Origin of the sequence: Pseudanabaena sp. PCC 6802, from assembly GCF_000332175.1 — a bacterium.
Taxonomy (GTDB): Bacteria; Cyanobacteriota; Cyanobacteriia; order Pseudanabaenales; family Pseudanabaenaceae; genus PCC-6802.
This window is the reverse complement of sequence record NZ_KB235914.1, coordinates 3,040,555-3,065,491: the sequence shown is the minus strand read 5'-3', so window position 1 is coordinate 3,065,491 and position 24,937 is coordinate 3,040,555. Positions and strand designations below refer to the sequence as shown.

At 48.1% G+C, this 24,937-nt stretch carries 23 protein-coding genes and 2 pseudogenes; 13 read left to right on the top strand and 12 right to left on the bottom strand.

Annotated elements, in window-relative coordinates; all coding sequences use genetic code 11:
* Positions 1–69 precede the first annotated feature (69 nt).
* Positions 70–1,371, top strand: coding sequence for an NF041680 family putative transposase (locus PSE6802_RS0119875; protein ID WP_019498766.1), 1,302 nt, complete (start codon positions 70–72; stop codon positions 1,369–1,371).
* Positions 1,372–1,452: 81 nt separating this feature from the next.
* Positions 1,453–1,554 (top strand): annotated as a pseudogene (locus tag PSE6802_RS36095) (ssr2422 family thylakoid membrane protein); the annotation flags it as partial.
* 7 nt (positions 1,555–1,561) lie between these two features.
* Here the strand turns inward: PSE6802_RS36095 and tftA are convergent.
* Positions 1,562–2,953: a hormogonium tapered terminus morphoprotein TftA gene (gene tftA / locus PSE6802_RS0119870; RefSeq protein ID WP_019501796.1), complete on the bottom strand. Its 1,392-nt coding sequence runs from the start codon at positions 2,951–2,953 to the stop codon at positions 1,562–1,564.
* A gap of 288 nt (positions 2,954–3,241) precedes the next feature.
* Here tftA and PSE6802_RS0119865 point away from each other — a divergent pair, with 288 nt between their 5' ends.
* Positions 3,242–3,646 carry an NIL domain-containing protein gene (locus tag PSE6802_RS0119865; protein WP_019501795.1) on the top strand — a complete coding sequence of 135 codons (405 nt, stop codon included), beginning with the start codon at positions 3,242–3,244 and terminating at the stop codon, positions 3,644–3,646.
* Positions 3,647–3,717: 71 nt separating this feature from the next.
* Here PSE6802_RS0119865 and glgA read toward each other — a convergent pair whose 3' ends face one another.
* Positions 3,718–5,097, bottom strand: coding sequence for a glycogen synthase GlgA (gene glgA, locus PSE6802_RS0119860; RefSeq protein ID WP_019501794.1), 1,380 nt, complete (start codon positions 5,095–5,097; stop codon positions 3,718–3,720).
* A gap of 281 nt (positions 5,098–5,378) precedes the next feature.
* Positions 5,379–6,122 carry a response regulator transcription factor gene (locus tag PSE6802_RS0119855; protein WP_036946669.1) on the bottom strand — a complete coding sequence of 248 codons (744 nt, stop codon included), beginning with the start codon at positions 6,120–6,122 and terminating at the stop codon, positions 5,379–5,381.
* Between the two features lie 344 nt (positions 6,123–6,466).
* On the opposite strand from PSE6802_RS0119855, the gene sds reads away from it, so the two are divergent.
* From sds to PSE6802_RS0119815, 7 genes and pseudogenes are all read left to right on the top strand, one after another.
* A complete protein-coding gene (gene sds, locus PSE6802_RS0119850; protein ID WP_019501792.1) occupies positions 6,467–7,438 on the top strand; it encodes a solanesyl diphosphate synthase in 972 nt (323 codons plus the stop codon).
* Positions 7,439–7,533: 95 nt separating this feature from the next.
* A complete protein-coding gene (locus PSE6802_RS0119845) occupies positions 7,534–8,115 on the top strand; it encodes a tetratricopeptide repeat protein (protein ID WP_019501791.1) in 582 nt (193 codons plus the stop codon).
* Between the two features lie 83 nt (positions 8,116–8,198).
* Positions 8,199–9,530, top strand: coding sequence for a DUF1565 domain-containing protein (locus PSE6802_RS29765; RefSeq protein WP_019501790.1), 1,332 nt, complete (start codon positions 8,199–8,201; stop codon positions 9,528–9,530).
* A 153-nt stretch (positions 9,531–9,683) separates the two neighbouring features.
* Positions 9,684–9,922: pseudogene (locus tag PSE6802_RS29760) on the top strand (hypothetical protein).
* Positions 9,923–10,047: 125 nt separating this feature from the next.
* Positions 10,048–10,545 (top strand): Hsp20/alpha crystallin family protein, encoded by a 498-nt coding sequence (locus PSE6802_RS29755; protein ID WP_019501787.1) that lies wholly within the window; start codon positions 10,048–10,050, stop codon positions 10,543–10,545.
* 386 nt (positions 10,546–10,931) lie between these two features.
* Positions 10,932–11,573 (top strand): microcompartments protein, encoded by a 642-nt coding sequence (locus PSE6802_RS0119820; protein WP_019501786.1) that lies wholly within the window; start codon positions 10,932–10,934, stop codon positions 11,571–11,573.
* Between the two features lie 6 nt (positions 11,574–11,579).
* On the top strand, positions 11,580–12,206 hold the full coding sequence (locus PSE6802_RS0119815) for a pentapeptide repeat-containing protein (RefSeq protein ID WP_026103428.1): 627 nt from the start codon (positions 11,580–11,582) through the stop codon (positions 12,204–12,206).
* Between the two features lie 7 nt (positions 12,207–12,213).
* Here the strand turns inward: PSE6802_RS0119815 and PSE6802_RS0119810 are convergent, their stop codons facing one another.
* Positions 12,214–12,882: a Uma2 family endonuclease gene (locus tag PSE6802_RS0119810; RefSeq protein ID WP_019501784.1), complete on the bottom strand. Its 669-nt coding sequence runs from the start codon at positions 12,880–12,882 to the stop codon at positions 12,214–12,216.
* Positions 12,883–12,964: 82 nt separating this feature from the next.
* On the opposite strand from PSE6802_RS0119810, the gene PSE6802_RS34150 reads away from it, so the two are divergent.
* From PSE6802_RS34150 to PSE6802_RS0119800, 3 genes are all read left to right on the top strand, one after another.
* A complete protein-coding gene (locus PSE6802_RS34150) occupies positions 12,965–13,312 on the top strand; it encodes a hypothetical protein (protein ID WP_019501783.1) in 348 nt (115 codons plus the stop codon).
* Positions 13,313–13,430: 118 nt separating this feature from the next.
* Positions 13,431–14,531, top strand: coding sequence for a sensor histidine kinase (locus PSE6802_RS0119805; RefSeq protein WP_202950716.1), 1,101 nt, complete (start codon positions 13,431–13,433; stop codon positions 14,529–14,531).
* Positions 14,532–14,703: 172 nt separating this feature from the next.
* Positions 14,704–15,411 carry a response regulator gene (locus PSE6802_RS0119800; protein WP_019501781.1) on the top strand — a complete coding sequence of 236 codons (708 nt, stop codon included), beginning with the start codon at positions 14,704–14,706 and terminating at the stop codon, positions 15,409–15,411.
* A gap of 43 nt (positions 15,412–15,454) precedes the next feature.
* On the opposite strand, the gene PSE6802_RS0119795 is transcribed toward PSE6802_RS0119800, so the two are convergent.
* The 8 genes from PSE6802_RS0119795 to PSE6802_RS0119755 all read right to left on the bottom strand — a co-directional run bounded on the left by PSE6802_RS0119795 (position 15,455) and on the right by PSE6802_RS0119755 (position 24,808).
* Positions 15,455–16,135 (bottom strand): cysteine hydrolase family protein, encoded by a 681-nt coding sequence (locus PSE6802_RS0119795; RefSeq protein WP_019501780.1) that lies wholly within the window; start codon positions 16,133–16,135, stop codon positions 15,455–15,457.
* Positions 16,136–16,248: 113 nt separating this feature from the next.
* Positions 16,249–16,611 carry a cupin domain-containing protein gene (locus PSE6802_RS0119790; protein ID WP_019501779.1) on the bottom strand — a complete coding sequence of 121 codons (363 nt, stop codon included), beginning with the start codon at positions 16,609–16,611 and terminating at the stop codon, positions 16,249–16,251.
* Positions 16,612–16,627: 16 nt separating this feature from the next.
* Positions 16,628–18,259 carry an ABC transporter ATP-binding protein gene (locus tag PSE6802_RS0119785; RefSeq protein ID WP_019501778.1) on the bottom strand — a complete coding sequence of 544 codons (1,632 nt, stop codon included), beginning with the start codon at positions 18,257–18,259 and terminating at the stop codon, positions 16,628–16,630.
* A 46-nt stretch (positions 18,260–18,305) separates the two neighbouring features.
* Positions 18,306–18,986, bottom strand: coding sequence for a biuret amidohydrolase (biuH, locus tag PSE6802_RS0119780; RefSeq protein ID WP_019501777.1), 681 nt, complete (start codon positions 18,984–18,986; stop codon positions 18,306–18,308).
* 116 nt (positions 18,987–19,102) lie between these two features.
* Positions 19,103–20,035 (bottom strand): ABC transporter permease, encoded by a 933-nt coding sequence (locus tag PSE6802_RS0119775; protein ID WP_019501776.1) that lies wholly within the window; start codon positions 20,033–20,035, stop codon positions 19,103–19,105.
* A gap of 57 nt (positions 20,036–20,092) precedes the next feature.
* On the bottom strand, positions 20,093–21,199 hold the full coding sequence (locus tag PSE6802_RS0119770; protein ID WP_019501775.1) for an ABC transporter permease: 1,107 nt from the start codon (positions 21,197–21,199) through the stop codon (positions 20,093–20,095).
* Positions 21,200–21,206: 7 nt separating this feature from the next.
* Positions 21,207–22,418: a BMP family ABC transporter substrate-binding protein gene (locus tag PSE6802_RS0119765; RefSeq protein WP_202950715.1), complete on the bottom strand. Its 1,212-nt coding sequence runs from the start codon at positions 22,416–22,418 to the stop codon at positions 21,207–21,209.
* A gap of 548 nt (positions 22,419–22,966) precedes the next feature.
* Positions 22,967–24,808 (bottom strand): iron uptake porin, encoded by a 1,842-nt coding sequence (locus PSE6802_RS0119755; protein WP_019501772.1) that lies wholly within the window; start codon positions 24,806–24,808, stop codon positions 22,967–22,969.
* Positions 24,809–24,937: the final 129 nt, after the last annotated feature.

The following is a 24,937-nucleotide window of genomic DNA, read 5'->3' as shown; positions in this document are numbered from 1 at the left end:
CAGCCAGCCATTGCAGACTGACCGCTTGATGATGGAAGCTGAAAAGACTATAAAATCAACAGCTTCATCATGATTAGTTTGGATAAACTTGAGCAATTTCGCAAGTACACGTACGAAATTATAGGGAACGGGAGAGATGCGCTGTTCGACTTGATGGATGCGGTACTGACGAGTCGGAGTGTTTCATCGTTTGTGGAACTTTCGTTAAGCCCATTATTTCGGAGGGAGTGGTCGAGTATCTATGAAGCACTGCAAGATAGTCATCCTCCACGTGAAGACTTGATGAAGCAATACATACAGCAAATGCCGGCAGCAGAGGTGACGATATTGGCGGGCGACCATACAGCCTGGTCGCGTCCCTATGCGGTGACATTACAAGAACGCACCTACGAACATCAACCTCAACCGGGAGTAGGAAGCAAACCTGTTACGGTGGGGCAAGGATACAGCACAATTGCCTGGATTCCAGAGTCAGAAGGGAGTTTTGCCTTACCGTTGCGGCATGAGCGGATCACCAGTTTCGAGAACCCGATTCAGAAAGCCGCTAGTCAGTTACGCTTGGTTTGTGCGGAAATTCCTGGGACTGTGCTTTTCCTGGGGGATGGCGAGTATGGGTGCGCACCATTTTTGCAGCAAACAGCAGACATCCCGTGTATCAAGCTGCTCAGGCTACGCCCCAACCGGGTTCTGTATCATGCCCCAAAGGATTACGAGGGGCATGGGCGACCCCATAAGCATGGAGAGAAATTTAGCCTCAAAGACTCTGACACTTGGTCTATTCCCCAAGCAGACATCACAATTGCAGAGCCTAAACTGGGACGATTGCAAATTCGTCGATGGCCAAACCTGCACTTAAAGCAAGCCGCAGACCATCCCTTTACACTCATTCTGGTCGAACGTCTTGATATGCCTGAATCGAAACCCCTGTGGTTGATTTGGGTCGCTAAAGACGAGCCAATCTTGAGTGAGGTATGGCAAAAATATCTGCGCAGATTTGCCATTGAGCATTGGTATCGCTTGGTGCGTCAACGTCTCCATTGGACAATCCCTCAGCTTTCTACCCCTGCTCAGATGGAGACTTGGTCGGACTTGATGCCTTTACTTACTTGGCAATTGTGGCTCGCTCGTGAACTTGTCCAAGACTCTCCTCTGCCTTGGCAGAAACCGATGACTAAATTGTCTCCTGGTCGAGTTGCAAATGCTTTTGCTTTAGTTTTGGTCAGGATTGGCTCTCCTTCCCCTGACCCTAAACCTCGCGGTAAGTCTCCAGGTTGGCCTCTTGGGAAAAAACGAACCCAACGGATTCGTTATCCTACTGTCAAAAAACGCTATGCCAAGCCCCTCAAAAAAGCTTCCGCTGCAACTGCTTAGCTCAACTTCTTCCCTTTTATCCTCTCTCTCGCTAGTTTCTATCTAGCGAGATGCTTCTTGTTGCCTTTTAGTCTAAACTCCAGTAACTACCAGCAAGCTACCCAGTGGGTAGTGCAACTTGCCTTCACATTGATTGCCAGCGCCACGATTACAGTGATTATTACGTCAGTTCTTCGCAGGTAGTAGATTCCTACAAAAGCCCTGCTGATTCATATAAACGACGCAGTGTCGCCATAATTTTTTTGTCGTAGTCGGGGTCTGCCGCCCAGCGTCCTGTTAGTTGGCTTACTAATGGTGCGATCCCGCGCGTGACAAACCTAAAACGCGGATCGACGAGGGATTGCACCAACGGTGCCGTGCTGGCATAGGCTTTGAGGTGCTGAATTTGCGCTCGCACGCCCGTACGTTGGTCTGGAAAACTAGGTCCCTGTGCCCCACTGCCAACCGCCCCCAGCCCTGCAAAATTGTTTTGGCTGGGTTTGACATCGCCGCCGAATCGTAAAAAACCCGTCTCCACGCACATCTGACAGAAGGCAATATCATAGTTAACCCCCTCAATCGTGGCTTCCTCGCGGTAGAGGTTGGCAATATCTTTATATTGAGCCAGTGCATCATCGTTGTTGTGCTTCAAAAACATCAGCATCTGGATTTCTGTGGTGTGCCCATGCCCCATAATTCGATCGATCTGACCGCTACAGAACTTGAGAATGCTCCTGACAAACACCGTGCGGGTTTTCGGTTCCCAAGATACGCTCAGGTTGTAGTCGCGCAGGGCGATCGCCTGCACGTAAATCACATTTTTGACTCTAAGGCGGCGGACTTTGGGGGCTTGAGCTACATCGATGTTGAGGCGATCGACCAGATCGATGGGAATATAGGCATTGCCGGAGACAATAATTGCCTTTTCCTCATAGATCTGCCCGTTGAGGTCAATGGTAGCTTCGGGATAAATAATAGGCGCAGGCGGCGTGGTAACAGTAGGGGTTTCCCCAACTGGCTTTGTCTCTAGCGTGATTTCCGTGACTTCGCGCAGCCAGGCTTGCAGGCCATCAGCTAAACCGATCGCGAGATCGCGCCGCCTTGTTTGGATCAGACGCAGATCTTGAGGGTTGGTCAAGAACCCTAACTCAACCAGCATTGATGGTGGGATGACATCGCGACAAAAGCCAAGCCTGCCCACAGCAGCAGCCGTATCTGGTTGAGAGCCGCGACTGGGTAATTCTGGCACCCGTCGGATGATTGAGTTGATCAGCATTTCTGCCTGGCGCTTGCGATCGCCATTATTGGCGATGTAGTAGGCAGAAGTGCCCCGCGCACTAGGATCGCTTGCCGCATCCATGTGAATTTCTAGCGCTATATCTTGCCGAGATGCTCTAGCATTAATCCAGGCGATCGTGCCGACTAAGCTAAGATCGTCATCAGGAGACTCAACTGCAATTCCTCGCGAGCGCAGCTCCGTTACGATCAAATCGCGGGTAGCAATCAGTTCTTCCGCTTCTGTAGTGCTGCTGGCGATCGCGCCAGGATCGCGCAACGTACCTTCAAACCCACCGTGACCTGCTGATATAAATACCTTACCCATGTCCGTGCCCCACTAGGGAAAAAGAACCATAAAGGAGCCTGTGCCCCTGCGACCCTCAAGTCTTAATTTAACTGCATTTAACTGCGTCCATCGAGATTATAGTTTTGCTTATAGCGGTTTTCAGATAAAAACGAGAAGGGGGTTTGGGGGCGTTGCCCCCAAGAAGGGGTTCCACCCCTTACCCCGTCAATAAAATCTGTTCTCAATTGAAAAACGCTATAACATCAGCGATCGACAAAACTACCTGCAATTGTAAACTTTCCGGCTTTTAAAGCAAGCGCTAAAGATATGAAAAAAAGAGTAAATCTTACCTTCCCCAAAAGCACAATTCACGTACCCGTCGCCTATCGCTTGGCAAAAGATTTTAATGTAGCCGCTAATATTATTCGCGCTCAAGTAGCTCCCAACCAAATGGGCAAGATGGTTTTAGAGCTACTGGGCGACATCGATCAAATTGAGTCGGCGGTGGAATGGATGCGATCGCAGGATATCGAAGTGTCTTTACACGGTCGCGAGATCGCGATCGACCGAGATCTATGCGTGGACTGCGGTCTGTGCACGGGCGTTTGCCCTAGCGGCGCTTTGCAACTAGAGCCACAAACCTTTAAACTCAATTTCGCGCGATCGCGCTGCATCGTTTGCGAGCAATGCATCCCTGCCTGCCCCGTCGATGCGATTTCAATAAATCTTTAGGGATTTTACCCCGGTGGGAGCAATGCTCCCACTCCTCCCTTTCAAACCGGGGCGCTTGCGACAACAGCTATCTAAACGACATTTGCCACGCTGGGAATAGAGCGATACAACTCTAAATATTGCTTGGCAGAAGTATCCCAACTAAAGTCGCCTGCCATGCCTCGCTGTTGCAGCTTACGCCAATCGTTTTTAAAGCGGAAGCCTTCCCAAGCTCTTACTAAACAGGTATACAGATCGAGCGGCTCGTAGCGATCGAAACAGAATCCGTTGCCAGCTTCGTGCATTGGCTCAAAATGCTGCACCGTATCGACTAGACCGCCCGTACGCCTGACGATGGGAACAGAACCATAACGCAATGCGATCATCTGGCTGATACCACAAGGCTCAAAGCGGCTGGGCATGAGCAAAGCATCTGTACCACCATAGACACGCTGCGATAGGGCAGAGTTAAACAAAATCTGAGCCGACATCCGACCGGGGAACCGCGAAGCTACTTGCCACATTTGCGTCTCGTAGTAGCGCTCGCCCGTACCCAGCACCACAAACTGAGCATCCGTATAGGCTAAGAACCGATCTAAAACTTGAATTAACAGATCTAAGCCTTTCTGCTCGACGAGACGACCGACCATGCCAACCAGGAAGGCAGACTTATTCACCTGTAGTCCAATTTCTTCCTGAAGCGCAATCTTATTGTACATGCGGTCTTCGAGGGTATCTGCCGTATAGTTTTTGGTCAGGTAGCGATCTTTAGCAGGATCTAGCTTAGCCGTATCAATCCCATTGAGAATCCCAGTAGGATTGAGATAAGACAACACGCCATCTAAACCTTCACCGTAGGCAGGTGTCCCAATTTGCTGGGCATAGGTGGGCGAAACCGTATTTACCCGATCGGCAAACTGAACGCCCGCCGCCATCGTATTGTGGGAATGCATGAACCAGGGCACCCATGTCATCTGTTCCAGTCGCCAGCGCCAGGGACCTTGATAGGCCAAGTTGTGAATTGTGAAAACCGTGGCAATGTCTGAGGTTTCGTGCATCCATACAGGAATCATGCCCGTATGCCAATCATGGCAGTGGATAATGTGAGGTTTCCAGAAATTCCAGGCCACCTCAGCACAGGCATTGGCAAATAAAGTAAACCGCCAATCCTCATCCTCGCCGTAGTAAATGCGGGCTGGGATAAACGAACCATGACCAACTAAGTAGAGGGGCACGTCGGTTCCAGGCAGCACAGTTTGAAACAAGTCAAAATCCTGAAACATTGCAGTACCCTGCCATGCCAGTTGAGGAGTTTCAGTTAACTTATCAGGTATCGTGCCGTAATAAGGCATTATAATCCGCACATCATGCCCCATTTTGCGGAGTACTTGGGGTAGAGCACCTACTACGTCTGCCATACCACCAACTTTGGCAATCGGTGATGCTTCTGCTGCCGCAAATAATATTTTCATGCCTTATTTGTTTAAAATCTCCTTTGTTATTTTTATACATAAATGGCACAACAAGATTAATCAATCTATTTTCGTGCTAGTGTGGCAAGTCATAAATTTTGCAACATGGGGGAATAGGGGCAAAGACCCCAGCAGGGGATTTCACCCCCTCCACCCCCTCCAAAAAAAGTTTTGGTGTACTAGAACTCTACTGAATAATCCAAGATTGCGTTCCGAAGCTTTGTAGCACTGACTACTGCTAGCCCGTGCGACCTAGCTATAGGGAGATACCTAGAAGTCGCTTATGCAGACTCAGGTGCTTCTGCATCCACATCTTCATCCTTAATTGCTGGTAGTTCCAAGCAGTAACCTGCCCCATAGACGGTTTTTATGTATTTGGGGTGGCGCGGATCTGGTTCTAGCTTGGTACGGAGATGGCGAATGTGTACTCTGATGGTTTCAATATCGTCATCGGGTTCGTATCCCCACACTTCCTTGAGAATTTCGCTGGGTGAAACTGTTTGCCCATGACGCTGCAATAGACAGTGCAGCAGCTCGAATTCTAAGTGGGTGAGCTTGACGGTATTGTTAAACCAAATAGCTTCAAATCTTTCTGGTACAAGGGTTAGCGAACCATAGTTCAAGATCTCGCTGTGCTTAGCTGCTTGCGGGATGCGATCGGTTCGCCGCAGTAAGGCTCTTACTCGCGCTAGCATTTCCTCTAGCTCAAATGGTTTGGTGAGGTAATCATCGGCACCAGCATTGAAGCCTTCTACTTTGTCCTGGGTCTGTCCCATAGCTGTAAGCATCAGGACTGGGATATCAGCAGTACGCTCATCTCGTCGGAGACGTTGGCATACTGTGAACCCATCGACACGAGGTAACATTAGATCGAGTACGATCATGTCTGGCATTAGTTGAATTGCGAGAGCTTGACCTTTTATACCATCAGAAGCCTGACTGACTTGATAGCCGGCCATTTCAAGGTTTACCGTGACCATTTCCGATATTAGGGGATCATCGTCGATGATGAGGATCCGAGGCATCATTCCGTAGTTTCCGAGTTAGGTAGATCAGATCGAGCAGCAGTTGTAAAAATTTTAATAAATTTTTATGCTTTGTTGATAGTGTATACCACACAAGGCATCATACCTTTACATCGTCCCAGCATGCAAATTAGGTTTACCTGTTTAGGGACTTGACAGTTATGTGTTTGTGGTATGCGATCGGCATGTCCTACGATTCTGCATAATGCAGTTAGGCATGTGCTCCTATACCCCAAAGCTGAAGTTACTTTACTTTGACTGCAACTTCCTCAACATTCTCCTACAATATATGAAGATATGTAAAATCCATAAGATCGATTTTTAAAATTATGCAGCCCACCCCCATGACTCCAGCAGCCGAACTATTCGCGCCGGTAAAAGACGATCTCCGCACTCTAACTGCCAATCTGAAGGATCTGGTTGGGGCAAGGCACCCGATTTTGTACGCAGCCGCAGAGCATTTATTTGAGGGTAAGGGCAAGAGCTTGCGCCCAGCGATCGTGTTGCTGGTGTCTCGCGCCACGACGATCGCCCATGACATTACACCGCGTCACCGTCGCCTGGCTGAAATTACGGAAATGATCCATACTGCGAGTTTGGTGCATGACGATGTGATCGATATGGCGGAGTTACGGCGCGGTATTCCGACTGTTAATAGCAGTTTTGGCAATCGTATTGCGGTGTTGGCGGGAGATTTTTTGTTTGCTCAGTCATCGTGGTACTTAGCTAATTTAGACAATCTGGAAGTGGTAAAGCTTTTGTCTAAGGTAATTACGGATTTTGCTGAGGGGGAAATTCGTCAAAGCTTAACGGCTTTTGATTGTAGTTTAACGCTTGAGGACTATTTGGAAAAAAGTTTCTACAAGACAGCGTCTTTAATTGCGGGTAGCTCAAAAGCGGCAGGGGTGCTGAGCGGTGTTAATAGCATGCAGGCAGAGCAGCTATTTAATTTTGGCAGGCATTTTGGCATTGCCTTCCAGATTGTGGATGATATTTTGGATTTCACCAGTTCTACTGAGACTTTGGGTAAGCCTGCTGGTTCGGATCTACAGCAGGGTAATTTAACCGCACCCGTGCTATTTGCTTTGGAGGAATATCCTCAGCTACAGGAGTTAATTGACGGTGGATTTAACGAGCCGGGCGATTTAGCTAATGCTTTAGCTTTAGTGCAAAAGAGCGATGGCATCCAACGTTCTAGGGATCTAGCTAAGACACATGCCAAGTTAGCAGTTAATGCGATCGAGTGGCTGCCAACATCCGTACACAAGCAGTCCTTGTTAGACGTAACCGATTACATCCTAGAGCGGTTATATTGAGCTATAGCAATCCGAAATGAAGCGATCGGCGGTCAGCTAAGAAATTTCACAATTCATATAGGAGCGCTACATTGCAAGCCCAATAATTAGCTCCAATGACAATATTTATTTATCCTTTCTTCCATACACCTTATCCTTCACCAACCTTTTTTGCTCAGGCTAACCAGAACCGTGCAGCCGAAGCAGATAGACTGAGACTACTTGGCAATTGGCAATATCGGGCTCACCAATTTAAATCTGCGGTTGATTCGTGGCAGAAAGCCCTGATCGTCTATCGAGAAATTAAAGATCGTTCGGGAGAAGCTAAATCTCTACACAATCTAGGACTGGGTCACAACCTGCTCGGACTCCATCAGAAAGCGATCGCCTTTCTAGAAGAATCGCTAACTATTTCCCGAGAACTTAAAGACAACGAGCTAGCAGCTAAATCTCTCAGTACCCTGGGCGATGCTCATAGTGCTTTAGGGCATTACAAGCAAGCCTTAGAAGCCTATCAACAAGCTTTACCGATTTACAAGGAAATAAGCGATCGCAACTGCGCGCAAGACTCCAAAAGTCAGGCTTGCGTTTTTACTCGCAAATGGGAAGAATTCATACGCGCTCGGATCGATAAAATCCAGAAGAGTTTGAAGGCGAAAAGAGTCTCTATAACATTTATGCCTTTAGGCGACTTGTAATTTCAAGAAACTAAGGTATGATCGCCTGCGTCAAGGGAGAGCGTTAAATCTCTAGCGATCGTTAAATTGGGAATATTAGGACTATGCATAAGTTTCAGAGAACTGTTGGGTTGTTCGTGCTGCTCGCCTTTGGGATTCAGCCAGCCGCTGTCTTGGCTGAGGCGACCTTGGCTAATACTTTAAGTAATTCCAGCCTTCCCATTAAGGTAGCGCAACAAACCGCTGCTGTTATCTATGTCTCGCCCAACGGTACTGATGCGGCTGGGGCTGGTTCTCAAACCGCTCCATTTCGTACGATTACTGCTGCTCTCAACTCTAATCCTCAGCCTGGAACGACAATTATGCTGGCAAAGGGTACGTACAGCGTTGAATCTGGTGAAGTATTTCCCCTCAAATTAACACCTGGCGTAAGAATTCAAGGAAATAGCAGTACTAAGGGGGAAGATATCGTAATTAAGGGCGGTGGCGTATTTATCAGCCCTACTTTTGCTCGCCAGAATATTGCCATGCTAGCGGCAAAAAACGCTCAAATCTCTGGGATTACTCTGACTAATAGTAATGCTAGGGGTTATGCACTCTGGGTGGAGTCCAGTCAGGGGGTGCAAATTACCAATAACACTTTTGTCAACACAACCCACGATGGTATATTCCTCACGGGAACGGCCAACGCTACTATTACGAGCAATCTCTTCACTAAAAATAGAGCTAGCGGCATCTCAGCTTTAGGTTCGAGTTTCGGCGATATCAAAGGGAATGAGTTTGACGATACCGGATTCGGGCTGTCGATCGGACAGCGATCGCAGGTCGTAGTTGCTGGCAACCGCATTGTCAACAATGTTGATGGAATTGTAATTTCAAACCTGGCCACTCCAACGCTGCGTGGAAATCTGATTGCGAATAGCAAGCGCAATGGCATAGTCATTCTCAAGGATCGCAACGGTCAACCCAACCCTGACTTAGGCACAGAAGCTAGTCCTGGGATGAATATCATCAAAGGCAATAAGACGATGGATTTACATAATGCTACAAACGTTACCTATAACGTCATAGGTAACGAAGTCGCCAAAAATCGCGTTGCTGGGTCGGTTAATTTAGTCCCTGCCACTTCTCCGCTGTCGCCGCCGCAAATCGTGCCATCAACGGCGACGAAGCCAGTAGCAGCACCTGAGAAGCCGCCAGCCGCAACCAAACCCACGAAACCATCATCCACGAAGCCTGCCGCCAACAAGCCGCCCGCTAAGTCTTCTCAAACTAAGCCCACAGCGGGGGCTAAGTCCAAGCCCACCCAAACCAAGCCCGCTGCTACCCAGCCCAAAAAATCGTCGCAGGCAAAACCAACCGCCGTGACTAAATCCACTACGCCACAGTCGCTCAAACCCGCAAATCCAGATCGGTCTAGCAAGCCCAATTCATAGATAAAGAACAAAATCGATGCCAGGGTAGTCCAGACACTACCCCGTTTGCGGTTGCACTTTGCAATCCACACAACCTCAATCTTGGTTTATTCTGTATGCTCTGGTGCTAGGATGCAACTACGAAAAGTATTGTAAGTACTACGGGGTAAGCTAATGACGGAATTACTCGAACGGGCGATCGCACAATTAAAACGTTATCTCCACACGAGCAAGATGCGATCGCCACTATGATTTTAGAAGAAATCGAGGATGAAGCACTCTGGGATGAGGCATTTGCTCGTTCCCCAGATCTACTCGAGCAATTAGCTGCTGAAGCAATATCTGAATATCAAGCGGGTAAGGTAAGCCCTACCCGATGTAGGGCGGTTCACCATACCTGCGTTTCTCGATAGTTATTGCACAATTAGCTCATGCGATAAATCGAAGTCGCTAAACAACAAATAGAACAACCAGTTTGCTGGTTTGTCTCGATCGCACGATCGCACATAATCGCAGATTTTATCGAGGTATAAGGTCAATGATGATTCGCTTACATCCTTTACATGACTTTGGCACGCTCAGCCGTCAAATCGATCGCGTATTTGAAGAAATAGGTAACATCGATCGCAGTCCTAAAAGTGTAAAAAGCGATTGGGTGCCCAGAGCCGAATTATTAGATAGTCCAGACCAGATCGTTCTGAGAGTCTATCTCCCCGGTGTTGATGCCAACAATCTCGATATTGAGGCAACGAGGGAATCCATTGTAATTTCTGGCGATCGTCCTTACCAAAAGCCCACGGAAGATCGACGCTACTACTGGTCTGAGTTTAACTATGGTAAATTCCATCGCGCTTTCTCACTGCCAGTAGCAGTAGCTCACGATCGAGTTCAAGCGGATTATCGCGATGGAATTCTGACAATAGCGCTACCTAAGTTAGTGACAGAATCTAAAAAGACAGTTAAAGTGCAGGTAGGCGGTCAAACTCAGTCAAAACCAATAGCTGTAGCTGACGCTGGCGATGCCATTGCTGCTTAATATCATATCCCTTAGCCCGCGCAGGCGGGCTTTGTTTGTGTAGCCGCGCCTTCTAGTTGCCAGGGATAATTGATGCGAATTGGCTATTCAGAAAAAGACCCAGTTGGATGATGCGCCACGCTCACTCGCACTTTAATATTTATTCACAGTTATTTTTAGGTTAGTGCGCCCTGTAAGTAAAATTACAGGGTGTTTTTGTTTGCCGTCCAGAAATTGCCTAGTATTTAGGCTCGATCCAGGCTACGATCTTTTTGCAAATTAGTAAATATAGGAAGCCAATCAGGTTGAACTTAAAAACTCGGCTTTGCGTTAGCTGGCGTGGCGGAGCCAATCGCCCCATTCTCGAACGATGCCTTGAAAGATTGCGGCACGGGGAGATTTAGACCTTGGGTGTAGATCTTCGCAGCTATGTATATCTCGATAACCTGCAACCACAACATGCTGCCTATATGGGCACGGTAGCGCTTGGTTTTTTACCATTGCCAGGCGATACCTCGCTGTGGATTGAAATATCGCCTGGGATTGAAATCAATCGCATTACCGATGTGGCACTCAAGTCCGCCTCAGTCCGTCCGGGCGTGCAGGTGGTAGAAAGACTTTACGGTCTCTTGGAAATACATTCCAGCCGTCAAGGCGAAACGCGGGCAGCCGGTAGGGCAATTTTAGAAGCGATCGGAGCCAGGGAACACGACTGCCTGAAGCCACAGGTAGTTTCCAGTCAAATTATCCGCAACATTGATGCCCACCAAACGCAGTTGATTAACCGCACTAGACGCGGCCAAATGATTCTGGCCAGTCAAACTCTATACGTGCTTGAGGTGCAGCCTGCTGCCTATGCAGCTCTAGCTGCCAACGAAGCCGAAAAAGCTGCCCTCATAAACATTTTAGAAATTAATGCTGTAGGCAGTTTTGGGCGCTTGTATCTCGGCGGCGAAGAACGGGATATTTTAGCTGGAGCCGAGGCTGCTCTCACAGCCATTGAAATGTCCCCAGGGCGGGAACATCACTTACACGGACGCAATGAATAATTAGTTATGTCTACAGAGCATCTTGCCGTACTTCAGCTAGGCACTGCGAGATGGATGGAATGGCGCAGGCGCAATCCCCAAGTACATCCTGACCTTGCCAACGCCAATCTGGTTAGTGCCAAACTACCCAATATAGACTTCAGGATGGTGAGTCTTAGATCTGCCAATCTCATTGGCGCAGATCTAAGTCAAAGCGACTTTCAAGGTGCGGATCTCTATGCTGCTAACCTCATAGCTGCCGATCTCAGGGAAGCAAATCTTAGAGGTGCGGATCTTTGTACGGCTAGCCTGTGCCGAGCTAATTTATTTAGAGCAAATCTTCTGGAAGCTGAATTGGGTCATGCTCAAGCGATCGGTGCCAATTTCTACGCAGCGGAATTAATTAATGCTGACCTGGCATACGCCGATCTCAGACAAGCAAAATTAATACTCGCGCATTTGAGCGGTGCCAACCTGCGCAGTGCAAATCTATGCGAAGCCGATCTCCAAGGGGCAGATTTGAGATGGGCGAATCTCAGAAGAGCCAATCTGAGCGGAGCTAATCTATCCCATGCGAACCTGCGCGGTGCAGATCTCAAATATGCAAACTTACAGGGAGCGATCGCGCCAGATGGCAGCCTGTACGACGAATAAGCGATCGCTATTCGGGCGACAAAAGTGTAGCCTGGATTTGTTGCATAAACCAATTAGCGGCAACTGTATTTGTGGTTTCCGCCAGCTTTTCTAGTGCTTGTTCGACTAAACTAATTGACAAGCCAGCGAGTACTCGCGATTCGGAGATCGCTTCGTATGTGCCTGTCGCCGTCAGTACAAATGCAAACAGTCGCAATCCTTTAACATCAGCTACCCAATATTCGGCAATTCCCAGACTAGCGTAGAGGCGCTTTTGTTCGTCAAGGTCTAAACTGAGCGTGGTATCGGAAATCTCTCCTACTAGATCGGGTACGCGATCGCGACTCAAATCAATGCGGCGCGGCTCGCCAGCATTCCATCTAGGGATATTTTCTCCTTTATATAGAACCAGATCCGGCGCACAAGCTTGGGTGTCAGGTCTTTCGAGCAGACAACGCCCAAAAGACTCCAGAACCGGATCGGGGTGTAGAAATGCCCAGAAACCAAATACGATTGTGAGCAAGTCACTAAAGCGAGCGTGGTTTGGCCCTTCGTATCCCATATAAACCCATAACCATCCTTTATTAAAGGCTATTTTGTGGCAATCATCCCGATCTCGTTGCAGCTCGTAGTCATGCCAAGTGGCGTTATACCGCTGGAACGTTTTGGTAGTTGGTTGTTCTAAGGCGATCGTCATGGCTTAGACCTCGCAAACTTGTAGGTTTAGATCGAACACTTTCACTAAGCACATAATAGCGTTTTGCCTATCGACAATTGCGTTGCCTTCTGATAGCTTTTTTGCCTTACATCAAAGAGAGAGCGCATTACAGGACAAACGATCGCGCTTTAAATTAACAAGCAGCTACTTGGAGCCAATTGCAGTCATGACTTTGGTCATGGGGAACTCGATCTCGATCGTGACAGAAGATGCTATCTTGCATCCCAAAGATCGTTCTACACTGTGGACAGGATTTTCTATGAAACTTAGCTGTTGCGATCGCCAACTCCAAAACCGTGAATCAGTATCACCCACAACGCTCTCACCCTTTGCCATTGCTTCTCTATTTAGAGTGGGTGCTTTTAGCGATCGCAATTACTACGGAAATCGCCCCCACACCACTGTATAGGGTACCTCGGTCGGTACCGATCGCTTTTGCGAGTACGATTGGATTTAGTTTAATGGGGTTAGTGCCACCTGGATACATTGCAGCATCCAGCAAGTCTTTTATAGTCGCAGGCAGATCTATGAGAACAGGTAGTGTGGGGGTTACACCACCACACAGGGATTCTACCCCTGCACCCCGTCCTAAGCCTATTGGATATAGCTATATCTATACTGCGATTGAGAGCGGACTGATTTTGATAGCGATTCTCATCGGCGGGATCAGGCTATTCCCACTGCTCTGTCTCGTGTTAGCAATGCGAAGCTGCGTGAGATTTATGCTGCCAGGACGACTGGCGATCGCCTGTGTCAGTTGTGGTTTGTTTGGAGTAGGACTAGGAGAACGCTTTCAGAATACAGTGCTACCTAACATCCGAAATCTACCAGGTATATTATCGATCTTGCAGATTAGTCTGACGCTCTTATTTTTGCTGAGTTTGGTTTTCGTTTTACTGTTGGTGAATGCTTTGCTGGCGGAGCGTCAGAGCCGAGAGAACCTGGCGATCGCTAACGAACAACTGAGAGCCTATGCTCTCCGAATTGAAGATCAAGCTACGCTCCAGGAGCGCAATCGCATTGCCAGAGATATCCACGACTCTCTCGGCCACGTCCTCACAGCATTGAATATTCAACTAGAAACTGCTCTGAAATTAGGGAAAACCAACCCCGAGCGCGCCCACAGCTTTCTAGCTGAAGCCAAGCGACTGGGTTCGACCGCTCTCCAGGAGGTAAGGCGCTCGCTCTCCACCCTGCGTGCCGATCCTTTAGAGGGAAAAGCTTTAGAAGTAGCGATCGATGCGTTGGTTCGAGGATTTCAACGCACAACAGGTATAGCGCCCAAATGCCGCATTCAACTGTCATTCAATTTGCCGATGGAGGTCAATATAGCCATTTATCGCATTGTCCAGGAATCGCTCACTAACATCTGCAAATATGCGATCGATCCCGAAAGTATCGATCCACTCCAGGTTGAAATTCTGCTGGAATCCATGCCATTAGCTATATGTCTCACCATACGAGATAACGGTAGGGGATTTTATGCAGACCGCAATAGAACGGGATTTGGACTGCAAGGAATGCGCGAACGCACGCTAGCATTAGGAGGACGATTTAATCTACGCAGTTCCGCAGGTAATGGTTGTGAAATCTCTGTCCAAATTCCCCTATCGCCAAAAATCGGATAATATCGATCTATTACAATGATATTCCCATTTAATTACTCGCCTTACGCGGAAAATCTGGAAACCCTCACCCCTGCACCCTCTCCCTCAGGGAGAGGGGAATAAAACTAAAATGGGGGCTGCGCCCCTGCGACCTTTGATAATAAGGGTATATATCAATACCGCAAAATTAAACATGAGTAAATCAGAACCTACATCTCAAATTCGCATCATGCTGGTGGACGACCAGAACCTCATTCGCGATGGTCTCAAGGCACTATTGGAATTGGAAGACGATCTGCAAGCGATCGCTGAAGCTGATAACGGACAGTCGGCATTGCAGGCTCTAGAAATGCTTGACAGTCAATCTGCCCTGCCAGATGTCGTACTAATGGATGTGCGGATGCCAATTATGGATGGGGTGGCAGCAACGCAGCAAATTTGCAAAAAGTATGATGGGATTAAAGTACTGGTGCTCACTACATTTGATGATGATGAATACGTCACCGAAGCGCTCCGAGTAGGAGCAACTGGCTACCTGCTTAAAGATACACCATCAGAGGAATTAGCCGCCGCCATCCGTGCCATCCACAAGGGCTATGCCCAATTTGGGCCTGGTATCCTGACCAAGCTATCGACAAAAGTATCGCCCCCCCAACCCGCTCCCACCTCCAATCTGCCTCCTGGCTTTGCCGAACTCACTGCTAGGGAACGGGAGGTATTGCACCTAATTGCATCAGGTGCGAGCAATCGCGAAATTGCAGTCCAGCTCTATATCTCTGAAGGTACCGTCAAGAATCACGTTACTAATATTCTCGGTCGTCTCAACCTGCGCGATCGCACTCAAGCTGCCATCTTCGCCAACTCTATCCTACCCTTATTGGGAAATCCCCCACAAAAATAATTCCCTCCTCTCCTGCATACAATGGACTCCTGTACTGAGCTTTTTAGCTAGAGCTATATGCCTCAAGCGATCGCAGGACAGAGGCAGCATCCGTCGTCCAACCCACAATTCCACCTTGAGCGCGCAGCATGGCAATGGTTGACTGCTTAAACTCAGGGAAATAACTTTCGGTGCCATCTTCAATTAACAAACATTCATAGCCGCGATCGTTGGCTTCGCGCATCGTTGTCTGAACGCAAACTTCTGTAGTTACGCCTGTAAACAAAAGATGTGTGATGCCCTGGTCTTGCAGAATAGACTCCAAATTGGTGCGGCAAAAAGCACCCTTACCTGGTTTCGCGATGACGATTTCTCCAGGCTGGGGTTCCAATTCCGGAATAATGCTATTTCCTTTCTCTCCCACAATCAGAATTCTTCCCATAGGGCCTTCATCGCCAATTTTTAGTTCGGATTTGCCTCGATGCAATTTTGAGGGCGGGCAATCTGATAGATCGGGGGCGTGACATTCGATGGTATGAATTACTGGTAGACCGTGCTTGCGAAAGGCTTCTAATAATTTTTTGACGGTGGGAACGATCGCTTGTAACAGACTCACATCATTTCCCAAAGCTTCGCCAAAACCACCAGGCTCTAAAAAGTCCCGTTGCATATCGATAATTACTAATGCGAACTTCCCTGATGTGGGAAGTTTGTAATCATAGGGTTGAGCCGCGATCGTAGTCATAGATTTAATTAGTAATTGGTAATCTATCGTCAAGGAGTAGGAGTATTTATGAAGTTAATCGATAGAGATATCGCTTTCTTTGAGGTTCGCTCAGCCAGCCAGGATAAGAGCTATTAGACATCTACTTGCATCACGACGGGTTTTTCCCAGATCGCCAAAACAATGCAACCGGATTCACTAGTGACGCTATGACTGGTTTCTGGAGGATTAATCACCAGGGTGCCAGCTACATGGGTGCCGTTGCGATCGCTCTGTTCCCCAGACAAAACAAAAATATGTTCGAAGCCAGAGTGGTTATGTCTGGGAACGCTTGCACCTTTTTGATAGCGCAGTAGAGCCGCGCTCGCTCCCGTACCATCTCCATATAATCGATAGATATCTATGCCTTCTCGAAATGGTTGCCAAGGCAGGTTGTGATGGTTTTGATGGATATTGAATAGATCTTTGAAAATCAAAGCTCGATCTGGTTTTAGCATTATATTTAATTTCAGCTCAATGTCCTGCCATCTTTTGCCCAATTGTGGCAAAGTCAGCCTCAGAGGGCGTACTCTCATAGGTGAACTTGCCACCGCTAATCGTCATAAAGCGATCGGATAACGTTAGAATTTCATCGAGATCTTCGCTGACAAGCAACACTGCTACGCCGCAATTGCGAGCTTCCACAAGCTGTCCGTGAATGTATTCCACCGCATTAAAGTCGAGTCCAAATACAGGATTCGCGACAATTAAGAGATTAATCTTGTTGGCTGAAAGTTCTCTAGCTAACACGGCGCGTTGCACGTTTCCACCTGATAGATTGCCAATCGGAGTGTCAGGAGAAGGAGTTTTGATCGAAAAGACGCTGATGAGATGCTTAGCCATATCTCTAATGGCTTTAAAAATCAACAAGATGCCTTTAGATTGGGGAGGGCGATCGAATGTGCGTAGAGCCAGGTTTTCGGCTACGCTCATATGCGGAACGCAGGCATTGCGTAGAGGCTCTTCTGGCAGGGCATAGACATGATGCTTTTGCATCTCGGCTCTTGTGGCACCATAGACTTCGCCGTTTACCAAAACCTGACCGCCAGTGGGAATGCGTTGTCCGGACAAGACTTCCACCAGTTCCCTCTGCCCGTTTCCAGATATACCAGCAATTCCCACAATTTCTCCACCTCGGATGGTTAAATCTAGTTCTTCTAAAGCAGGGAATCCATTATCTTTATTGGCACACAAACCTTTAACTTCCAGGATTGGTGTTTCGGGATTGGTTTCTGTTTTGGCAACTTTTTTGGGTTCGCGTTTTTCCCCCAACATCATGGCTGCCATGTCAGCTACGGTGAGGTCTTTCACATATCCATGTCCTGCGAATTTACCTTTCCGCAAGACTGTTACTTCATCCACAAATTTCACGATCTCGCGGAATTTATGGCTGATCATGAGTACGCTTAAGCGACTGGCATTGACTTCTTCTCTTAATAGGCCTAAAACTTCGTCTGCTTCCTGTGGGGTGAGTACGGATGTAGGTTCGTCTAAAATTAAAACCCGATTTTTGAGATAAAGTTGTTTGAGAATCTCTAATTTTTGCTTTTGCCCCGCAGCAAGCTGGGAAATCGGTGTATTTAGATCGATCTGGAAAGGTGAAGTTGCCATAAATCGTTCCAATTTCTCATACTCTGCTGACCAGTCGATCGCCATTGGTATATCGGGGCGCACGAGCAACAGGTTTTCAGCCACGGTCATCGCTGGCACAACGGTGAAGTGTTGATAGACCATACCAAGACTGTATTTACATGCATCGCGGGGGCTATTGATTTCACGCGATCGCTTGCCGATCAAAATATCCCCGTGGGTAGCGGGGTGAAAGCCCATCATACATTTCACTAAAGTGCTTTTGCCTGCCCCATTTTCTCCGAGTAGAGCGTGGAAGGTGGCAGGCTTGAGCTTGAGAGAAACTTGCTCGACTGCAGTAAAATTGCCAAACCGCTTGGTTAGATTGACAACCTCAACTTCTGGAGGGAGATCGGATACGCGATCGCGCGTATTAGATTGCGGTTTGGAGCCTGCACCATTGGCTACTGCGGTTGCTACTTCGCTCTCGATCTGACTGACTAAATCCGTTGATTCATGGGATATACTATCTGACATCACTTTTCTCCTTTAGTTAAAAAACTGCCCTCCAACCACTTCGATCTCACAATTGTTTAATTGCTGTAATTAATGCTTCAGAATCAGACACGCTACCAAATACGCCTCCCTGCATCTTGACCATCTTTAATGCTGCTAAATGATTGCCGTGGTCTGTAGCTGCGGTGCAATCTGAGAGTAGCAAGCACTCATAGCCGCGATCGTTGGCATCTCGCATGGTCGTGTGCACGCAGACATCCGTGGTAATCCCTGCCAGAATAATATTTTGAATGCCTTTACGCTTTAATAACAGGTCTAAATCCGTTGCGTAAAACGACCCTTTTCCGGGCTTATCGATTACTGCCTCACTGGGTAAAGGGGCAAGTTCGGGGATAATCTCCCACCCTGGTTCGCCACGGGTTAAGATTTTGCCGCAGGGACCTGGATCGCCAATGCCTGCGCCGATTCGACGCGATCGCCACCGTTTATTTTCAGGTAAATCTGATAAATCGGGTCGGTGCCCCTCGCGCGTATGCATGACATGAAAGCCTTTTTCGCGCATGGCTTGCAGCACGTTTTTAATCGGTTCAATTGGGGCGCGGGTTAAGGAAATGTCATATCCCATTTTGTCTACATAGCCACCAATACCGCAAAAGTCGGTTTGCATGTCGATAATTAAAAAGACGGTATTCTCTGGTTTGAGATCGCCGTTATAGGGATAGGGGTAGGGATCGGCTTCTACGAACATTGTCTGTACAGGCTGTAGGGTGTTCTTAGTTTGGGGTGGGGATCCTGGATGGGCGAAGCATTCGTGTAGATAAGTCTTGCATGATAAAAAAACTCTCTTGCACGAATGCTTCGCCCTTACGCGTCGCTTGTACCTAAAGCACCAGGAGCACCTGCAAGCGTCCGTTTGGGAGAACAGGTAATTATCATGATAATTAGCGTAAATATATACGGAGCGGCGTTGAACAAGTAAGGAAAAGCATTGATTCTGACTGCTTGCAGTGCGGGTCCGATCGCTTGGGCTCCCCCAAATAATAGAGCTGCCCACAAACATTGAATCGGATTCCATCGCGCAAAGATTACTAGAGCCACTGCCATCAGCCCTTGACCGCTAGAGATAGTTTCTTGCCAGATACCTGGATAATAAAGGGAAAGACTAGCTCCACCAATACCTGCTAGGCAGCTACCCGCCACGATCGCGCAGGTTCTCGTCCAGATTACGGAAATTCCCATTGCACGGGCGGCACTGGGACTATCGCCGACCGCACGCACGTACATGCCCCAACGGGTAGATTTAAAGAACCAATACATTAATGGAGCGATCGCAATACCAATCAACAAAATCGGACTGAGTTGGAGTGCCGACTGTAGCGGTGGATAATTGCTCCATGCCCCCAACTCAAACAGAGGTAGTTTAGGAGCTTGAGGTTTAATAAAAGGCTTGCCGTAGAAGGAAGCAATGCCACTGCCAAAAATAAACATGGCAACGCCTACAGCAATATCATTTACCCGTGGTAACTGCGATAGCCAGGCATGAATCAGTCCCATGCCAATCCCAGACAGTCCTGCGGCCAATACACCCAACCAGGGATTACTGGTGAGATAAGAAACGGCATAGGCAGTCATCGCGCCTAGTAATAGCGTTCCTTCTAAACCTAGATTGATTTTTCCAGATTTTTCGGTCAAGCATTCGCCCAAACTCACAAACAAAAATGGAGCGCTTCCTCTTAGAGTTCCTCCAATAATTGCCAAAGGCACTCCCAACCAATCTGCTGTTGCTTCTGCTGCCATTGATGTTTTTCTCCAGATCGCTTTTTAGGGTTAATGTTGAGATATCGTCACTGCATCTCAGGAAGCAGGGGCAACCTGTGGAGGCTGGGGAGCGGCAGCAGGCGGTTCTTCTCTTTGTTTAAAAAAGTCGAACTTGCCATAGAGCGACTCGCTAAACAAAATTACCAGAAATACGATGCCCTGAAACACCAAGACCGTTGCATCCGGTAGATTGAACGATCTTTGCAGACCACTACCACTAGCCAGAATCCCTCCAATCAGAATCGATACGAGAAGTGCTGCTAGAGGATTTTGCTGAGCGATAAACGCAACCGCAATGCCGTTGTAACCGTAGTTGGCATTAAGAGAAGCATTTGCAGCATGGTGAATTGCCGCAACTTCAACCATTCCTGCCAGTCCAGCACAAGAGCCTGCCAGAAAACAAACGATCAGGGTTAACTTGCCGACTGGGAGTCCTGCAACCCGCGCAGCGCGAATGTTACCGCCAGTCATGCGGACGGCAAATCCAAACGTGGTGCGCTGAATCAGGAAGTAAGCGATCGCGCAAGCGATTAAACCATAAATTAGACCGTAATGTACTCTTGTACCAGGGATAGTCAGCAACCAGTTTGCTTCGGCAATGGGATATGTAGAAGGCTTATTCAAGCTGGAAGGGTCGCGCATGGGGCCTTCTACCAGGGTATTGAGAACGGCGATCGCGATGTAGTTCATCAACAAACTACTTATCGTTTCATTCACGCCGCGATAGTACCGCAGTACCCCTACAGCCATAATCCATAAACCACCAAAGATAATTCCTCCCATCGCCATTCCAATTTGGGCGGCGAATGGGGGCACGGAAGTTCCCAGGGCAAGCCCCGCGCAGATCGCGCCAACACCTCCCATGACCAGAGCACCTTCATTGCCGATAATTACCATACCCAGTCGAGCGGGCAATGCCGTACATAATGCTGTGAGCATGAGAGGAGCTGCCCGCACCAGAGTACCCTGCCAGGAAAAGGAGTTACCGAAGGCTGATTTATAAATCGTCCCGTACACGGCTAAGGGATTCGATCCCCTCGCCGCACAAAATAGCCCAAATAGAAAGAGAGAAAATAGAATTGCCGCGATCGGGATGATGATTTTCTCAGCCCAAGATCGCCAGTTAGTAAGGAGACTGCTCATAAAGAATTTAGCCCTTAGTACTGCCAATTACACCTTCCACCAACCAATCCATCTTTTCGAGATCTGGATCGGTTTGTTTCAATTGTTTCTCCTTGGCAATTACTACCTTGCCCGTGTTGTCTTTGATTTCACCGGCATAGATCGTCATACTGCCATCCATAAATTTAGCTAAGGCAGTTTCGGCTTCTTTTTTGGTAGCAGCGCTCACAGCACTTCCATAGGCTGACACCTTGCAGAATTTATCCTTCAAACCACCACGAACGAGATGGGGAATTCCCCCATCTTGCAAAGTCTTGCCAGCTTGCAACTGCTCGACATACTTGGAATAGACAGTACCCCAATCCCACTCAGCACCCGTAAGATAGCCATTAGGAGCCAGTTTAGATTGATTGACGTGGTATCCAGTACAGAAGATCTTGCGTTTTTCTGCGGTTTCAACTACTACCTTGGGACTATCAACATGACAGGTGAGAACGTCGATACCCTGGTCGATCATACTGCTAGCAGCCTCAGCCTCTTTGACGGGCAAAGCCCAATCGCCTGTAAAGATTACCTGCATGGTTACCTTAGGATTTACGCTGCGAGCGCCAAGGGTGTAGCTATTAATATTGCGCAGCACCTGAGGAATTGGTTTGGCGGCGATAAATCCCAACTTGCCGGACTTAGTGGTCAGCGCCGCCACAATACCCGCAATATACTCGGCTTCATCAATGTAGCCAAAATAACTGCCGACATTTTTAGGATGTTTGCCCTCTTGATAGAGTCCGCCACAATGGAAGAACTGCACTTTAGGATTATCAGCCGCCACCTTCAGAATGTGCGGATCGAAATAACCAAAAGAAGTGGGAAAAAGTACAGTTGCCTCGTTTTGGTTAATCATACTCAGCATGGTTTCCTGAACTTGTGCAGTTTCAGGGACATTCGCTTCATCTACAGTCTTGACGTTGGGTAACCTGGAGATCGCCTCCTTCCCATCAAAGTGAGATTGATTGTAACCAAAGTCATCCTTGGGGCCAACATAAATAAAACCAACTGTCAATGCACCTGTCGTACCTGTGGTACCGCTAGCTGGAGTAGTTCCTGGACTTGGCGTACCAGCAGGTGCTTGGTCGGTTGGCGTACACCCCGTCCAAAGTTGAGAAGTCAGGCCAAAAGCAGAAGTAGCAAGCAGCCCGCGAATTAATTGACGGCGATGTACGTACAAAGAGTTTCTATCCAATGTTGCCCTCCAAAATTTGTTCCTTACTGACTGCAAAGGGAAAGTAATGCAATGCGATCGAGATAGCCACCTTTAAACTCAGAATAGCTTTGGATCTCAAACTGCAATAACATGTAAACTCTACAAAATGATGCGCTATACCACGCGCCAGCACATCATTACGTGAATTCAATTTATTATTAATGTAATTTTCGATGCTTCGGCAAAGTTTAACTTATGTGGGAACGCCCTTCTAAGTTAAATGCGTATCCTGGTTTCAAAGAGACAAAGAGTTTGTTAAAGCTTACTGAGACACTAGCAAGGTTACCAACAGTTCAATGTATCGTAGAATACAACTTTTTATAGTCGTAGACAGATCTGTTAGGACAGGGGGTGTGGGGGCTGCGCCCCCACGCAGGGGTTCCACCCCTGCACCCCGTCCTAAGCCTATTGGCTATAGCTATAAATATTCAAAAGGATAACCAGCCACAAAAAACCCCTTCCATCGCTTGAGTTAGAGAAGGGGGGTATTACGATGTGAGAGTGCTAAAATCTTATGCAGATCTGCTCTAGAAGCTAAATCTAGTGCTGACATTGGCAACCCAGAAGTTGTTACCACTGAAGTTGTTAGCATTGAAGATGTAGTAGAAGTTGGGCGCGATCGCGATGTTCTTGGTCAGTGGCAGGTAATAGGACAACTCCAGATCGTACTGAGTGCCGCCATCGCCAGAACCAGACACAAAGAATCGCTTGCCAGCAGTAATGCTATTGGGCATCACAAACGAAATCGTCGCCTTTGCTCCTTCCTTAAACAAGTCAGGGAAAGCCAACCCAATCTGGAAAGTCTGAGTATTGATATTTCCACTCCGCGCTGCGATCGCCGCATTCACATTCGTGTCGTTGAAAGCATAGCGGCCAAACAGACCAAATCCCTTCGCCACCAACCAGTCAAAGTTGAAGGCATAGATATTGGACTGAGCGTTATTCAACCTACCGCCAAATCCATCGTCGAGCAGACCCAACAGAGGCTCGCCGCCAATGGTTGACAGGAAATCATCCTGGAGATTGTAGCGGGAGTAAAGGAATCTCAAATTGATATCCTTCGTCGGCTTATAGGTCAACTCTGCTGACAGAATATTCGTGCCACCAAATAAACCGCGATTGGGATTGGACGCATCGTTGTTAGTGAAAAATTCATTGCTTTCTGCCAGATAGCCCAACGCCAGATCCAGATTATCGTTGAAGGAATGCGCGATTACCGCACCAGCCCCACGATTGACTCCACTCAAGAAAGTACTGCTGGTGGAGTTGAACGTACCGCCATCAAAGATGCTGGTGAAGCGATTATCGTCAAAGTACTTGTACCAGTTCAAACGCGGCCCCACGATCAAGCGCGTCTTGTCGCCGAAGATGGGGAAACTGTACGACAACTCCCGCAGAATGAATGAGTTCGCTGTAGCGCCGGAGGTTTGGTCGAAGTAAGGTACGCCCGTGTTGTTGAATTGTCCGGCGGAAACAAACGCGTTGGCAGGCGAAACCGCATTCCCGGCAGCGAGCTGCGTAATTAGAGAGTCTTTACCAGTAAAGGATGTGTTCAAGGTCAGCCAGACCAGACCGCTGAAAGTAAGGTTGGGGTTTCTGGTGACGGTCTCCACTTCAGGCCCCCCACCCACGCGACGTCCAGTTTCGCGTCTGACATTATTGCCATTTGCACCTGTAACGTTAAAGACGGCCAGGCCGCTCAGCTTGGTAGTGGTGGAAAACTGCTGCGCTTCTAGCTGCGCGGTTTTGGCTTCCAGGGTATCCACGCGCCCTTTCAGGGCCGCTAATTCTGCGGCAAATTCCTCTTGCAATTTTTGGACGGCGGCAAAGTCTTCCTTGCTGACTTTGTCAGCTAGACCAGCCGTAATGATTTCGTTAATTTTGTCGAGACAGGCATTAACACCAGCCGCAAATTCATAGCGAGTCATGGCACGTTGGCCGCGATAGGTCCTGTCGGGATATCCGGCAATGCAACCATAGCGCTCGACCAGGGATTGCAAGGCTGTAAATGCCCAATCTGTCGGCTTCACGTCGCTCAACTGCGATACGGATGTGACCTGAGCGGTCTCGATCCGCCCTTCATTACTGTACTGGCTAATCTGCTGTAGAGTGGTCGGCTCGACTTGAGAGATTACTGGTACGGTGGATGGGCTGTTAGTACTGGTTGTGGGCGCGATCGCAGTCTCAGTCTGAACTGCTGGCGCAACTGTGGTTTTGGAAACGGAGCTTTCAACGATGGGTGGAATGCTAGAATTCGCTTCCGTATTTTTAATAACTTCGGCATTTGCCCCTGCGGCAAACATAATCAGACTGGCACCCAATAAACCCGATGGGATGCTCAGCACATGGCGAAACCAGGTGTTGCACATTGTATTTATTTTTCTCCTCACATGCCCGCAGGCAATTTACTCTAGGTGTTGTTATAGCTAACCAACATAGCAAGCCACTTACGACTAAACTGTATCCTTAACCACAGCTTAAACTCAGAAATTCCTTGT